The sequence below is a fragment of the Clostridium sp. HCP1S3_C6 genome (assembly GCF_052066735.1).
GTDB lineage: Bacteria > Bacillota > Clostridia > Clostridiales > Clostridiaceae > Clostridium.
This window is the reverse complement of sequence record NZ_JBQHRN010000005.1, coordinates 92,738-108,155: the sequence shown is the minus strand read 5'-3', so window position 1 is coordinate 108,155 and position 15,418 is coordinate 92,738. Positions and strand designations below refer to the sequence as shown.

Here is a 15,418-nt window from a genome sequence, read left to right as displayed (position 1 = left end):
TATTTCAACGCTTACACCAAATTTTACATAAGACCTAATAGCATAAATACTTTGGGCCAAAACACAATAATTCTTAATTATCTCCTGTGGAGATTGGCTTTAAGCAAAGCGCAAAAGCCACTTAATTATTAATTATTAATTTCTTAACTAAATTTGTGACCTAGCTACAACAATTATTAATTTAAAGACTTAATTTTCTAACAACGCCTTTATCTTGTCCATTTAGTATTACACTTCTTCCATTTAAATTATGTAATTTAAAATGGACGTTATTATATGTTTTAATATAACCATTGTATTCATTTTTAAATTCTATATATACTTTGCTTTCTGCACTTTCAGCAGTAATTAAATATTTATTATATTCATCATTTTTATAATTAAAGCTTTCACCATCATCTAAATAATTAATATATGATGATTTTTTTTCTTCATCACCAAAATAAATATCAAAAGTAACTTCTATATTGTTATCTTCACCTATATAATTTTGTTTTTTCTCATATAAAGGAATAATCGCACCTTCTTTTACAAACATAATACATGTATCTAATGGTGCACTTTTTACTATGTATTGACCACCTTCATATTCTTCGCCACTCCAATAATCTATCCATTTACTGCCATGTGGTATATAAACTATTCTCCTTCTTTTGCCTTTTTCTACTATAGGTGCTACAAGTATACTATCACCAACTAAAAATTCATCACTTATATCATAAGTTCTTTTATCATTCTGATATTCATAAAATAATGGACGCATAATTGGTGAACCATCTTTTTCTGCAATTCTAAATAAATCATAAAAATATGGAATAAGCTTATATCTAAGTTCAATATATTTTCTATTTATATTTTCAGTTTTTTCATCAAAGGCCCATGGTTCTTGATCTCTTGTTCCTAAAGCCGAATGATTTCTAAAAAGAGGCGTAAAAGCCCCAAGTTGAACCCATCTACATAATAATTCTCCTGTACAATCATGACCAAATCCACCTACATCAGTACCACAAAAAGCAAATCCACTAAGTCCTAAATTTAAAAGCATTGGAATTGCCATTCTTAAATGTTCCCATGTACTTTGGTTGTCACCAGTCCACACTACTGCATATTTTTGTGTACCTGAGTAACATGCTCTTGTTACAACAAAAGGCCTTTTACCTGTTTTTAATTTTAATCCTTCATATGTAGCTTTACACATTAAATGTCCATAAATATTATGCGCTTCCTTATGATTTACCTTTAAACCATCATCTGAGAAAAATACATTATCAGGAAGAGGTCCATTAAAGCTTGCAGGTTCATTCATATCATTCCATATACCACTTACACCAAAGTTAGTCATTATTGACTGATTTCTAGCCCACCATTCTCTAACTCTTGTATTTAAAAAATCAGGAAATACTGAGTCTCCTGCCCATACTCTATTTACATACTCCTTATCATTTTCATCCAAAGCAAAAAATTTAAATCTTGAACCTTCATCATAAATTTTATATCCTACTTCCTTTTTTATACCTGGATCAATTATTGTTACCACTTTAAATCCCATAGTATTTAACTTTTCAATCATTTTTTTGGGATTTTTAAAAGAAGACTTATCCCATGTAAATACTCTATATCCATCCATATAATCAATATCTAAATATAAAACATCACAAGGTATTTTTTCGCTTCTAAATTTTTCTGCTACCTCCATGAGCCTATCTTCATTGCCATATGACCATCTACTTTGCTGATAACCTAAAGTCCAAATTTGTGGCAAATTAACTCTTCCTGTTAAACTTGTATATCCTTCTTCAACTTTTTTTATACTTGGACCATATATAAAATAATAATCTAAATTACCACCTTCTGCTGCAAAGTAATAATAATTTGAATTATCTCTTCCCATATCAAAATGTGTTTTAAAATAATTATCAAAAAATATTCCAAAAGCTTTTGTTCCTTTTAAAGCAATAAAAAAAGGCACTGACTTATAAAGACTTAAAAATGTTTCACCATGAGGAGCTGGATTGTCTGTATTCCAATTAATATAGTGACAATCTTTTTTATCTATAGAACCTGGTCTTTCTCCAAATCCATAAAAATGCATATCATCTTCCATTTTCTTTGAAACATACACCTTATATAAAGACTCCTCTTGTACTTCATGACCTTCTTCTTTAGCTTTATCTATATTACCATTTCTTCTTTTAAATGGATCTATAGGACCTCTGTAATCAGAACATAATATATCCCCTTCACTATCATATATATCAACTTTAAAATCATTATATATTTTAATATCTATTTTGCTTGTTTTTATATTTATAAAACCATCTAAATATTCACAAGAAACATTACAATTATCATATTTAATATTTTCGACAGCCTTTGAATTTCTTTCTTTTCTACAAAGTGGTGAAAAGAAATTAATTATATAATCATTTATTACTTCAACAATTACAATTTGATTTTCAAATTCAATTGTAATTTTATTATCCTCTCTTGTATATTTTTTTATTTCACCAAACTCCATTTTTACACCCCATTTACTAAATTTATATTTAACTCTACTTTAATTATCGACCATTTCTTTAATAATCTTGATATAATGAGTACACGCTATGCTGGCACACAAAAAAAGCATTATTGCTTAAATATTTAAACAACAATGCTTTAATTATTATTTATTTATTGTAATTTTTGAATCACTAGATACATCCTTATACTTAGGGAATTCAATAACTTTTTCCTTATCACCATTTAATTTCTTAAAAGCAACTGATAACATAAGTTTAATTCTATTTAATTGATTAACATTTGAAGCTCCAGGATCATAATCTACAGCAACAATATTAGAATTTGGATACTTTGTCTTTAATGCTTTTATCATCCCTTTACCTGTAACATGATTTGGAAGGCATGCGAAAGGCTGCATGCATATTATATTATCTGCGCCACTTTCAATAAGTTCTATCATTTCTGCTGTTAAGAACCAACCTTCTCCAGTTTGGTTACCTAATGAAACAATAGGCTGAGCAAGTTCTGCTAGCTCACTTATATGCTTAGGTGGATAAAATCTCTTTGATTTTTCAAGTTCCTTTTTCATAACCTTTCTAAATGATTCCATATATTCAATGGCAATCATATATATTTTTTCTGTAAATTTACTTGCTCCTAGTTTTTCAGCTTTAAATTTTTCATCATATGCACTATAGAAGAAGAAATCTAAAAGATCTGGCATTACAGCCTCTGCTCCTTCATTTTCTAATATCTTTACTACATTATTATTAGCTGTAGGATGGAACTTTACTAATATTTCTCCAACAAGTCCAACCTTTGGTTTCTTAATATCTAAAAGTTCTAATTCATCAAATTCTTTTATTATATTTCTTATGTTTCTGTTAAACTCACGTTTGCTTCCGTTTTTAACACTTTCTTTTACTATTTTGTTCCACTTATCATAAAGTGCATTAGCAGAACCCTTTACTTTTTCATAAGGTCTTGTTCTATATAAAACCCTCATGAATAAATCTCCATAAACAATTGCCATTAATGCCTTTCTAACTAGTGGAAGTGTTATTTTAAATCCTGGTTGTTTTTCAAGTCCTACTGCATTTAATGAAAGTATAGGTACTTGTGAAAATCCAGCTTCTTTTAATGCCTTTTTCATAAAACCAATATAATTTGTGGCTCTGCATCCTCCACCAGTTTGAGTTATTATAAGTGTAGTATTATCTAAATCATATTTACCTGACTTTAATGCATGAATAAATTGTCCTACTACTATTATTGATGGATAGCACGCATCATTATTTACATACTTTAATCCATCTTCTATTGCCTCTTTATCATCTGATGGTAAAATTTCTAAATTATATCCACAAGATTTTACTGCTTCTTCAACTATTTCAAAATGAATAGGAGACATTTGTGGTGCTAATATTGTATGCTTCTTTCTCATTTCCTTTGTAAATGTAGGATTTTTATATATAATATTATCTTCCACAGGTTCATAACCATTTCTTTCTCTTTCTTCCATGGCAGCTTTTAAACTTCTTATTCTTATTTTAGCTGCTCCTAAATTATTACCTTCATCAATTTTTAAACATGTATATATTTTTCCTTTTGAAGACATAATTTCCGCAACTTGGTCTGTTGTTACAGCATCAAGACCACATCCAAAGGAATTAAGCTGAATAAGCTCTAAATTTTTAGATTTAGCCACATAAGTTGCTGCTCTATATAACCTTGAATGATACATCCATTGATCTACAACTCTAAGTGGATATTCAAGATCACTTAAATAAGCTACAGAATCTTCTGTAAGAACTGCCATATCAAAAGAATTAATAACATCTGGTATTCCGTGATTAATTTCAGGATCTATATGGTATGGTCTTCCTGCAAGAACTATACCTTTCTTGCCTGTCTTATTTAAATATTCTAATGTTTCTTTTGACTTTTCTCTTAAATCATTATCAAATTTTTCTCTTTCCTTAGCTGCCTTATGTACTGCTTCTTTAGCTTCTGAAATAGTTACATTATAATCTTTAAATTCTTCTACAATTCTCTTAGCTAAAACATCAATATTGTTAAGAGAGAAGAAAGGTTCTATAAATTTAACATTTTTTTCTTTTAAAACATCCATGTTATTTTTTATAACTTCCGGATATGATGTTACCATAGGACAATTATAATGATTATTAGCATCACTAAATTCTATTCTTTCATATGGTATACATGGATAAAAAATTGTATCTATACCTCTGTTAATTAAATCCATTATGTGACCATGAGCAAGTTTTGCTGGATAACAGGCAGATTCTGATGGTATTGTCTCTATTCCTAGTTCAAATACGTCCTTACTTGACATTCTTGATATTTCTACCCTAAATCCAAGAGAAGTTAATAAAGTAAACCAGAATGGATAATTTTCGTACATATTTAAAACTCTTGGAATTCCAATTGTACCACGCTTTGCTTCATCTTTCTTTAATGGTACATAACTAAATAATCTCTTAAATTTATACTTATAAAGATTTGGAACTTCTTCTTTTTTGCTCTTTTCAATTCCAAGACCTCTTTCACATCTGTTTCCTGTAATAAATTCTTCACCTGTTGAAAATTTATTAACTGTTAATAGACAGTTATTACCACAACCACCACATCTTCTAAATCTTGAATCCATTGTAAAATTATCAATTTCATCTTTCTTTAAAATTGATGATTTTTCACCTGTATTATATCTTTCTTTGGCAATTATTGCACATCCAAATGCTCCCATAAGCCCTGCTATATCAGGTCTTACAGCTTGTCTACCAGAAATCTTCTCAAAGCTTCTAAGAACAGCATTGTTATAGAAAGTTCCTCCTTGAACAATAATATTTTTGCCCATTTCTTTCTCATCACGTATTTTTATTACTTTAAATAAGGCATTTTTTATTACTGAATATGAAAGACCTGCTGAAATATCAGAGACCTCAGCCCCTTCCTTTTGTGCCTGCTTAACTCTTGAATTCATAAAAACCGTACATCTTGATCCAAGATCTACTGGTGCTTTAGATTCTAATGCTTCCTTTGCAAAATCCTGAACTTTCATATTAAGAGATTTAGCAAAGCTTTCTATAAATGAACCACATCCTGATGAACAGGCTTCATTTAATAATATTGAATCTATTACTCCATTTTTTATTCTTAAACATTTCATATCCTGACCACCAATGTCAAGTATGAAATCTACGCCAGGTAAAAAATGATCTGCAGCTTTATAGTGAGCTATTGTTTCTATTTCACCAATATCAACATGAAGAGCTGATTTAATTAAGTTTTCTCCATATCCAGTAACTGCTGCATTTGCGATTTCAACATCTTTTGGAATCTTTCCATATAAATCCTTTAATATTTCTGTAACCTTTTTTAGGGGATTACCTTCATTGCTTTCATAGTAATCATACATTATTTCATAATTGTCATTAATAAGTGTTACCTTTGTTGTTGTAGATCCTGCATCTATTCCTAAAAATGCCTTACCTTTATAATCACTTAATTTGCATCTTTTAGCTTTTGCTTTATTATGTCTTTCTATAAATTCATTATATTCTTCTTTATCTTTAAATAAAGGATCTAATCTATCTATATTATCATCTTTTATATCACTAATATTTTTTACTTTATCCGCAAGTTCCTTAAATGATATTTTATTATCCTTTTCTCTTGATAAAAGTGCAGCACCATATGCTACAAAAAGTTGTGGATTTTTAGGAAATATTATCTCATCATCCTTTAGATTTAATGTTTCAATAAATCTCTGTCTAAGTTCTGACATAAAAGATAATGGACCTCCCAAAAATGCTACTCTTCCTTTTATAGGCTTTCCACAAGCAAGGCCACTTATTGTTTGATTAACCACTGCTTGAAAAATTGATGCAGCAATATCCTCTGGTTTTGCACCTTCGTTTATAAGTGGCTGGATATCTGTTTTAGCAAAAACTCCACATCTTGATGCTATAGGATATATTATTGTATGTTTTTTTGCAAGTTCATTAAGACCATCTGCATCTGTATTTAAAAGTGTAGCCATTTGATCAATAAAAGCACCTGTACCACCAGCACAAGTACCATTCATTCTTTGCTCAATTCCACCTTTAAAATATGTAATTTTAGCATCTTCTCCACCAAGTTCAATAGCAACATCAGTTTTAGGAATAACTTCTTCAATAGTTTTAGTACAAGCAATAACTTCCTGTACAAATTCTACATTAAGCCATTTTGAAACTGACAAGCCTCCAGAGCCTGTTATTGCAACGTTTATATTTGCATCTCCTATAGAATCATATGTTTCTGTAATTAAATCTATTATAGTGCTCCTTATGTCAGAAAAATGTCTCCTGTACTCAGAATAAAGTACCTTTTTATTGGAATCCATAACTACTACTTTTACTGTAGTGGATCCAACATCAAGTCCCATGTTTAAATTCTTCATATTTACACCTACTATATTTTATTTCTATTTTATATTATAGTATATCTAGCTTTTTTTTCAAGAATAATATATTATTTGGATTTTGGGGAATTTTTAATAAGCTTTATGTATATAATATAGTAATATTGTTAATAATTATAATATACATGCTTAAGCTATATATGCCAATGAATAAAAATAATTTAAATTAAAATTTATAAGAAAGGAGAACTATGAATTATTTTAATGAAGGCAATAAATCATACAATAATAAAGATTATAAAAAAGCTATAGATTGTTATAAAAAAGCTGCTGAAAACCAAGAAAATGGTGCATGTTCTTATTATAATTCAGGAGTATGTTTTATTAAACTTAAGGAATACGATAAAGCTATAATTATGCTAAAGAAAGCTATAGAAATACAAAAGGAGAGCAAATACTATTTTAATTTAGGCTATGCATATGCAATGCTTGATGAAAAGGGAAAAGCTCTAATAAACTTTAACATGGCATGGGCTTTAAATAATGAAGATGAAGATTGTAGAAGAGCCATAAATTTAATAACATCTAAAATATCATAACTTATCCAAAGAAAAAGACTGCCCAATGTGACAGTCTTTTTATCTTAATTTAATTTCTTTTTTAATAATAAACTTAATGAAGAAAATGCACCTATTAAAAATCCAATTACAGGAATACTTCTTGTATCAGCTGTTTGGCTTGGTTTTGATGGCTTATCAGGCTTTGGATCTTCTGGTGTTGTAGTTCCTGGTTCTGGATCCTCTGGTGTTTCAGTTCCTGGTTCTGGATCCTCTGGTGTTTCAGTTCCTGGTCTTTCTGGTTCTGATGGATCCTCTGGTGTTGTAGTTCCTGGTTTTTCTGGTTCTGGAGCTTCTGGTGCTCCAGGTCCTGGTTTTTCTGGATCTTCTGGTGTTTCAGGCTTATCTGGCTTTTGATCTTCCTTTAAAGTTACTGCTTTTATTGAAAAATTACCTTCATATGCTGGTGACATATTCTTATTTATATCATATTTATTTTCACCTAATATAATATATGATTGTCCTAACTCATATTCAGCTTTATAAGCCAAATTACCACTTATTAATACAGCTCTTTCGGCTCCAATGCTTGTATTACCATCTTCATTATCAATCTTAATTGCAATAGCACCCTTTCCTTCAGGTAAATCAAAAGAACTTATTGGAACTGATATATATCCTTTATATTCAATTGTTCCTGCAGCTAATTCTACCTTTTTTTCTAACAATATATTACCATTACTATCTACAGGTATATAATATACATTATATTTACTTCCCTTGCTCTTACTTTCAAATATAACAGAATCTAGTTTTTTATCTTCTGTAGAAAAATCAAAAACATTAGCATACATTACGTCATTAGATTTATATGCAAATTCTGTTGTAGCTCCATAATCATCATATTGATATACTTTTTTATTTTTATTATAAACTTCTGCCTTTCTTATAGCATAATTTAAATTTCCATAATCAGTATTTAAAACATTCTTATCTTCATATGATATCCAACAAAGTCCATTATCTCCTATTTCTGTTCCTGAACTATTTTTTACAAGCCATGCTCCATTATTTTCAGGTCTACAATCTTCCTTAAAATTTTCTTTAGAATAATTATCATCCCAACCAACAATAGTAATTGCATGATTAGTTACAGCAACTTTATCACAATAATACGATGTATTATTATTTGTTTCATAATTTTCATTGTAACAGTAACATGATTCTACTGCTCCATAATTAACTATAGCTTTCTTTACATCTTCACTATTATTATCTACAAATTCAATAGATGAAACATCAAATTTAGAAACTAAATCTTCTAAATTATCAGGTTTATTTTTAACATTTGAAGCATCATATGGCAATTCACTTTCTAATACAGGTCCTTTCCCTGATACAAGCATTCCAGGAACGACTTGGGTAGGAGCTCCTTCACCTGCCTCTAGAATCCATCCATATCCACCATTTAAACCATTAGTAGCCATCCATTTCATATATTCTTCTGAAAAATCATATGTGCCCATATTATTTTTTAAAAGATAACTTTCAAGAGTTGCCATTCCAGCAAAGCTCCAACATACCCCATCTACTTCTTGATTTTTAACTGATGTATATTCAGATATATATTTTTCAGGAAGTACTGATTTCTGAACTACTGATATTTTTGATTCATTATTAATTTCTACGGCATTTGCTTTATATGTACCTCCTAATGAAGCTACAATAGTTACTATTGCAAGTGCTCTTAATATTTTTTTATATTCTTTACCTCTCATGTTTAATCCTCCTTAGACCCTATTTTATACCTTTTGTCTTTTAATCATTTTACCATACTAAATATTGTTTTTTTCAGTTTTAACTATTATTTAATTTAATGTTTTATTAATTAATTTATTCTTTACCATATTTACTTTTTATTAAAAAAAGAAGCTAACAAATCTTAGCTCCAATTTCAAAATTAATCACAAACATTATTCATGTTGCTTATTTTATAATTTAATATTAATAATATAGTTCCAATTACTAATCCCATACAACTTACAATTGTCATGTTAACAAAGCATGCTTTAATAATATCACCAATTGACTTTTGTAAAAATTTCATTCCAATAGGTGAATTGTAATACATTTTTGAAAGATAGCCACTAAATGAGATTACTCCTATAATAATACTTGAACCAGTAATTCCATATGCAACATACTTAATAAATTTTCTTCTGTTTATACAAATCATAAATATAACGTCAAATATTATTGCACATATTATTCCCCATAAAAACGAATTGCTGTTTAATATTTCTATAATTTCCTGAATATTTTTCAAAAATCCATTTGAAGTTGCATATTTATTTATTCCAAGCACATCAATTTTACCACTTATGTTTTTCATAACATCATTTTTGGTATTTGCAACAACTTCTTCATTTAAAGTTACATTAGAGTTGATATTATTAGATAGATCTTTATCAAATTGTATAGAATACTTATCGACATTTACAGCTGGGACATTACTTATATTTCCTTTTAAGTAATCAAAAAGATTATCAACATTATCCGAAAAATCATTATACAGCATTTCTTTATTTACTTCAAACTTATATTTTCTTACTGATACTCCATTATTTACATACGATAATTTTATAGCACTATCTGTCTTTTCGTACAATTCATCTTCTGCTCCATTATTACGAAAAAGTTCTTTGCAATATTCTGCATTAATAATTTTTGTTCTAAAAAACAATACCGGAATAAGCACTATTATAAGTATTCCAAGTAAGAATGATAAAAGCCTTAATATATTATTCTTCATATAAATAAATTCACCTGCCTCAACTATTTTACATGTTCACATATAACAACATACTTTTGCCCTGTATTAGCTGATGAATCATCAAAAGGATAATCAGTATATAAAGTAAGCTTTTCTTTGCCACCATAACATTCCATAAATGATTCATCATCTTTTTTATATACATTCATTTCTGAAACTTTATATGAATATTCACCATAATCTGTTTCTATAATTACTTCATCACCATTTTGTAATTTATTGATATTAGCAAATTCAGAATTATTCAATCCCCTAAGTATACAATTTCTGTTAAAACCAGGTAAACCACTAAATGGATAATGTCCAATTCCAAGGGTCATTATTTCATTATAACTTCCTTCATAAATATCTTCATCTAAATTAATAGCAGGTATTTTAATTGTAGCAAAATTTTCAGCTGCACTTGGCACAAATATTCTCTTTCCATTAACTTCTAAACTATTAATTTCATTAGGCTTTTTTTCAGTATTTTCATAATTTTCATAAAAATAAAACCTTCTAAATGTTTGTTTCCATAAATCTGTAAAAATTATCAAAGCTCCACATATAGCCAAAAAAATAGGGATTATATACGTAATCCCTATTTTTAAAACTATATTTGAGCTTTTATCTTTAGAACCATCGTTCTTTTTCATAATAAAAACTCTCCTATTTTAATTTAATTTCTAAAATTATTGAATTTTCTTCTTAGAAATTACAAATACAGTTCCTGCTACAGTCATAAGACCAAGACCTGCTACTGCTACATTACCAAAGTTAGTTGCAGTCTTTGCAGTTGTTCCTGAAGTTGCAGAACCATTGTTGTTATTGTTTGATGGAGTCTTAGTAGCTTCTACTTGAGGATCTTCTGGATTTTGTACATTATTCTTTAAATAATCAATAGTAGCTTTTAAAGTCTTATATTGTTCACTATCAGCAGGTAATTTAGCAAGTAATGCTTCAGCTTGATTTAATTGATCTAAAGTAATTGCTTTTGGATTTGCAAGCATATCAGCTACAAGAGTCTTTATATCTGTTAAAGCTTTAACTTGTTCCTCATCCCAATTATTACCAGGTTTTAACTTATTAACTGCATCAATATATTCTTGAGTAGTTGTTGAATCACCAGGTGTAAATGGTGTATCTGGTGTTTCAGTTGCTGGTGTATCTGGTGTATCTGGTTTAATTGGTTTTTCTGGAACCTTAGTTCTGTCAGCAACAGATAATTTCATATAAGTAGTTAATTCTGGCATTATAGAACTCTTTAAATTTGCTATTTGTTCTTTTTTAGCTTCTTCAGTAGTTCCTAATAATCCACCAAATTCACTCTTTGTGAAAGAAGCAACAAAGTTATCATCTTCGTCAAAAATTGAATATACTCCATCAGCAGTAGTATAAGTTAAACCTAAAGTATTACCTGCTTTTTGTCCAGCTTTTTGAACTGCAGTATATGCATCTTTATCATTTTGTAATTCTTTAAAAGAATAATTATGAGATTCATAAGCATCAAGTATAGTATTAACGTTGTTTAGAATTTTTTCAGCTTCAGCATCGTTAAGTACTTTAACATCAGCTATCTTTAATAATTTTTGTTGTAATGCATCATTTACTCCATTTTGAGCCATTATAGCTTGTAATTTTTGTTGTGGTGATAATTGTGCTTCTTCAGCTGATGCAACAACACCAGTTGATATAACTGCTGTTCCAACTAATCCAGCAGCGATAATTCTTTTAACATTATTCATAATGTTTCCCTCCTTAAAATTTTGTACATGCTTATTATATAATAGCAAAAAGAAAAAAACAACATGAAATACCATTTTTTTGTTAACATTTTGTTAATTCACTAAAATATCATCATATTTCTAAAGGACCCAAAAGCCTTATAGTAACCCTTTTCACGCATATTTCATTCTTCTGAAAAAATCTTATTTTTTTTAAATTTTTTATTTTAAAATTCACCAATAACTTCACTATTTATATGATCATTATCAAAATCATCATTATCAAAATAATTACCGCCACTATAAAATGTACAATCAACCTTTACCCATCTTGATTCATCTTCTATATATACTTCATTCCATGAATGACTTATAAATTCTTTTCCATTAAATGCTTCCCCTACTACTACTCTTGTTTTTAATCCAACTTCTTTTGCCATAGCTGTATAAAGGCATGCATAATCAAAACATATGCCTTTTCTATTTTCAAAAGCTACTATAGCACCACTTTTAATATTATCATTTCCTAGTATTACATTTTCTGCTTTTTCATAATCATATTTTATGTTAGTACCTATCCATACATATATTTTTTTTGCTTTTTCCATATTACTTTCAGCTCTTTTTGTTATTTCCCTTGCTTTATTATTTATATTATTATTAGATTTTACTCCATCATTTATTGTTACACCATTATAATATACTGTTTTTTCATTAAGTCTTGCTGCATTTTCTATATGCTCTAATGTATCTGAAATAGATAATCCATTTCCTATAGATTTAATATCATTTTCTACAATAAGATTGTAAACTTTAGTGTATAATTTAAAATCACTAAGAAATTTATATTGTTTTCCATTACTAAAAGATATATTACTTAAAGCAATTATTACATATAATAAAATAATAAATATACTACCCCTTGCACATCCTATAATTAATGAATATATAAAGCTTTTAAATTTACTTTCCTTTATATTATTGAAAAGGCTAACTACAGACAACATATCATTAAAGGCTCTAAATATAATTTGAAACACAATTTTAATAACACAAAATATTAAAGCTATAAATAATGCATGAAAATATCCATTTTGTAAAAGATCAGCTCTATTTATACTATCAAGAATATTACTATACAAAATGTCTATATTATTATAAAAGCACATAAGCAAAAAAATTGCTAGTATTGTAGAAATACTTGAATACATAGGCCTAAGTACATCATAAACATTATCATAATATTTTAATTTTTTTAAAGTATTAAAGGTCAAAAATAAAATAATAACAATAAATATTAATATTTCCTTATTATTAAAAGCAAATTTTATATAATCGTTATTATAAACAAAATCATTCATACAAATATGCCTCTCATTTTATTAATTTTAAAGTTCTCTCTCCATTATTTTATTAACAGCTTTTATTGCAGTTTGAAAATCATATCCTCTTCCTGCTAAAAAAGCAGATAATTTATTTTTTATTTTATATTTGTCACTTTCCCTTTTTATTATTGAAGTATATTTTTTATACCCAACTTCTATAGCACTTTCAAGTTCTTCATTTTCGTTAATACTATTTAATGTTTCATTAATTATTTCATCTGATATACCTTTACGCTTTAATGCATATCTTATTTTGTTTTTTCCATTATTATTTGTTTTACTTTTTATATATGATTTTGCATAAGACATATCATCTATAAATTTATACTCTTTTAAGAAATTTATTGCATAATTAATTTCCTTTTCTGTATATTCTTTACTTTTAAGTTTATCTATGACCTCTTTTTCTGTTTTGTAACTTTTTTCTACTATTTTTATAGCATCATTTTTGCACTTTTTTATTCTTTCTTCACAATTAATTTTGTTTATAATTTCACTGTTTAGTTCTAACCCCTTTACTATTCCTTCATTAATAATTGTATCAATAAAAGCAGCAAAGGCATATTTATTATCTACATATATATTTACTCTATCTTTATTATTTTTTTGAACTTCTATTTTTGTTACCTTTGGCATAAAAAACCTCTTATCTTTTAAATTTACATATACTACTTGCTAATTTTGGGATTTTAATATATGTATAGTAGGACTTCTTAAAACTTTTTTTGCTACGTTCATAACAGATGATATGTCTATATTTTTTAATTTCTCCATATCATCTATAAATTCTAAATAATTTTCTTCATCAAGTTCTTGATTCATAATATAACTACATAGTTCGTTAGAATCTTCAATTGTAGAAAACACAGCAGTTTTATGAACCTTTTTCATTACCTCTAAATCTTTTTCACCTATAACTATTTCACCTTCTACAACTTTATTTATAGTATCATTAATGGCCCTTAAAGCTTTATCTACATCATATTTTGAAACTGCAGTATAAATATATAAGGTTTTTATATTTTTTGATATATCAAGATTTGTATATATATCATAAGCTAAACCTCTTTTTTCTCTTATTTCCCTAAACAAAAGGGAATTTGAACTTTCTCCAAGTCTATTATTTAATATTCTAAGAGGAAGTTCTTCTTCCTTTTTTAAATCGTAAAAAGTATAAAGATATATTATTGCACATTGCTCTAATTCCTTTTTGTAAGTTGTAATTCTTGTTTCTATATTTTTTTCCTCAATCATTTTAGCTGGCATTACATCTGCTCCAGTCCATTTAGAAAAATATTTACATATAACACCATCTATATAATCATCATTATAAGGTGATACAATAGTTATTATTGTATTTTTAGGAGAATAATACTTTTTATAGTAAGCTTCCAATTCATCTCTAGTAAATTTTTTAACATTTTTTTCAAGACCACTTACATCATACTTAAGCTGACTTTTTTGAAATGCTACTTCATTTACCATTTTAAAACTAAAACTTTCTATATCATCTTTGTCACTTCTCATTTCAGATAAAATAACACTTCTTTCTTTTTTAAGTTCATCTTCTGGAAAATTAGAATTTATAAGCATATCGCTAAGAAGTATTATTGCTTTTTCAAATTCTTCCTTTAAGCAGCTTACTGTATACACTGTAGAATCATAATCTGTATATGCATTATAATCGCCTCCCATAGATTCAAGTTCTTCATTTAATATTTCATTATTTCTATTTTTTGTTCCTTTAAATAACATATGTTCTATAAAGTGACTTATTCCTTTTTCTTTTAAATTTTCATTCATTGCTCCAACTTTTACTGCTATATTTATTGATATAATCTCTGTATTTTTCCTTACATATAAACACTCAAGACCATTTTTATGACATTTCTTATTAACTTTAAAATTCAGCTTAAACATTTTATTTTCTCCTATTTTATTATAATAATTATATTATAAATTTATAATAATTATATTATAAATGAATATATAAAATTTTAACATTAAAAACA

General features: G+C 27.6%; 10 protein-coding genes. 1 reads left to right on the top strand and 9 read right to left on the bottom strand.

Annotated elements, in window-relative coordinates; all coding sequences use genetic code 11:
- Window positions 1–181 precede the first annotated feature (181 nt).
- Window positions 182–2,518, bottom strand: a complete 2,337-nt coding sequence (locus tag ACTNAO_RS03350) for a glycoside hydrolase family 31 protein (protein ID WP_441025901.1) — start codon at window positions 2,516–2,518, stop codon at window positions 182–184.
- A gap of 147 nt (window positions 2,519–2,665) precedes the next feature.
- Entirely contained in the window at window positions 2,666–6,967 is a 4,302-nt protein-coding gene (locus tag ACTNAO_RS03345; protein WP_441025900.1) for an acyl-CoA dehydratase activase-related protein, read from the bottom strand.
- A gap of 212 nt (window positions 6,968–7,179) precedes the next feature.
- On the opposite strand from ACTNAO_RS03345, the gene ACTNAO_RS03340 reads away from it, so the two are divergent.
- Window positions 7,180–7,527, top strand: coding sequence for a tetratricopeptide repeat protein (locus tag ACTNAO_RS03340; protein ID WP_441025898.1), 348 nt, complete (start codon window positions 7,180–7,182; stop codon window positions 7,525–7,527).
- A 44-nt stretch (window positions 7,528–7,571) separates the two neighbouring features.
- On the opposite strand, the gene ACTNAO_RS03335 is transcribed toward ACTNAO_RS03340, so the two are convergent.
- The 7 genes from ACTNAO_RS03335 to ACTNAO_RS03305 form a co-directional block, all read right to left on the bottom strand.
- On the bottom strand, window positions 7,572–9,263 hold the full coding sequence (locus tag ACTNAO_RS03335; protein ID WP_441025896.1) for a lectin like domain-containing protein: 1,692 nt from the start codon (window positions 9,261–9,263) through the stop codon (window positions 7,572–7,574).
- A 182-nt stretch (window positions 9,264–9,445) separates the two neighbouring features.
- The gene (locus ACTNAO_RS03330) at window positions 9,446–10,297 is read right to left on the bottom strand and encodes a hypothetical protein (protein ID WP_441025894.1); all 852 of its coding nucleotides are present in this window, start codon (window positions 10,295–10,297) and stop codon (window positions 9,446–9,448) included.
- A 23-nt stretch (window positions 10,298–10,320) separates the two neighbouring features.
- Entirely contained in the window at window positions 10,321–10,953 is a 633-nt protein-coding gene (locus tag ACTNAO_RS03325) for a class D sortase (RefSeq protein ID WP_441025892.1), read from the bottom strand.
- A 36-nt stretch (window positions 10,954–10,989) separates the two neighbouring features.
- Window positions 10,990–12,042 (bottom strand): hypothetical protein, encoded by a 1,053-nt coding sequence (locus tag ACTNAO_RS03320; protein ID WP_441025890.1) that lies wholly within the window; start codon window positions 12,040–12,042, stop codon window positions 10,990–10,992.
- Between the two features lie 206 nt (window positions 12,043–12,248).
- The gene (locus ACTNAO_RS03315; RefSeq protein ID WP_441025888.1) at window positions 12,249–13,382 is read right to left on the bottom strand and encodes a transglutaminase-like domain-containing protein; all 1,134 of its coding nucleotides are present in this window, start codon (window positions 13,380–13,382) and stop codon (window positions 12,249–12,251) included.
- 27 nt (window positions 13,383–13,409) lie between these two features.
- Window positions 13,410–14,042, bottom strand: coding sequence for a recombination regulator RecX (gene recX, locus ACTNAO_RS03310; RefSeq protein WP_441025886.1), 633 nt, complete (start codon window positions 14,040–14,042; stop codon window positions 13,410–13,412).
- 39 nt (window positions 14,043–14,081) lie between these two features.
- Window positions 14,082–15,326 (bottom strand): M16 family metallopeptidase, encoded by a 1,245-nt coding sequence (locus tag ACTNAO_RS03305; RefSeq protein WP_441025884.1) that lies wholly within the window; start codon window positions 15,324–15,326, stop codon window positions 14,082–14,084.
- Window positions 15,327–15,418: the final 92 nt, after the last annotated feature.

What these genes read in the sequence shown, in the direction of transcription:
- recX (WP_441025886.1), bottom strand. Translation starts at nt 14,042, where the DNA reads ATGCCAAAGGTAACAAAAATAGAAGTTCAAAAAAATAATAAAGATAGA.
- ACTNAO_RS03325 (WP_441025892.1), bottom strand. Translation starts at nt 10,953, where the DNA reads ATGAAAAAGAACGATGGTTCTAAAGATAAAAGCTCAAATATAGTTTTA.
- ACTNAO_RS03320 (WP_441025890.1), bottom strand. Translation starts at nt 12,042, where the DNA reads ATGAATAATGTTAAAAGAATTATCGCTGCTGGATTAGTTGGAACAGCA.
- ACTNAO_RS03305 (WP_441025884.1), bottom strand. Translation starts at nt 15,326, where the DNA reads ATGTTTAAGCTGAATTTTAAAGTTAATAAGAAATGTCATAAAAATGGT.
- ACTNAO_RS03345 (WP_441025900.1), bottom strand. Translation starts at nt 6,967, where the DNA reads ATGAAGAATTTAAACATGGGACTTGATGTTGGATCCACTACAGTAAAA.
- ACTNAO_RS03315 (WP_441025888.1), bottom strand. Translation starts at nt 13,382, where the DNA reads ATGAATGATTTTGTTTATAATAACGATTATATAAAATTTGCTTTTAAT.
- ACTNAO_RS03340 (WP_441025898.1), top strand. Translation starts at nt 7,180, where the DNA reads ATGAATTATTTTAATGAAGGCAATAAATCATACAATAATAAAGATTAT.
- ACTNAO_RS03350 (WP_441025901.1), bottom strand. Translation starts at nt 2,518, where the DNA reads ATGGAGTTTGGTGAAATAAAAAAATATACAAGAGAGGATAATAAAATT.
- ACTNAO_RS03335 (WP_441025896.1), bottom strand. Translation starts at nt 9,263, where the DNA reads ATGAGAGGTAAAGAATATAAAAAAATATTAAGAGCACTTGCAATAGTA.
- ACTNAO_RS03330 (WP_441025894.1), bottom strand. Translation starts at nt 10,297, where the DNA reads ATGAAGAATAATATATTAAGGCTTTTATCATTCTTACTTGGAATACTT.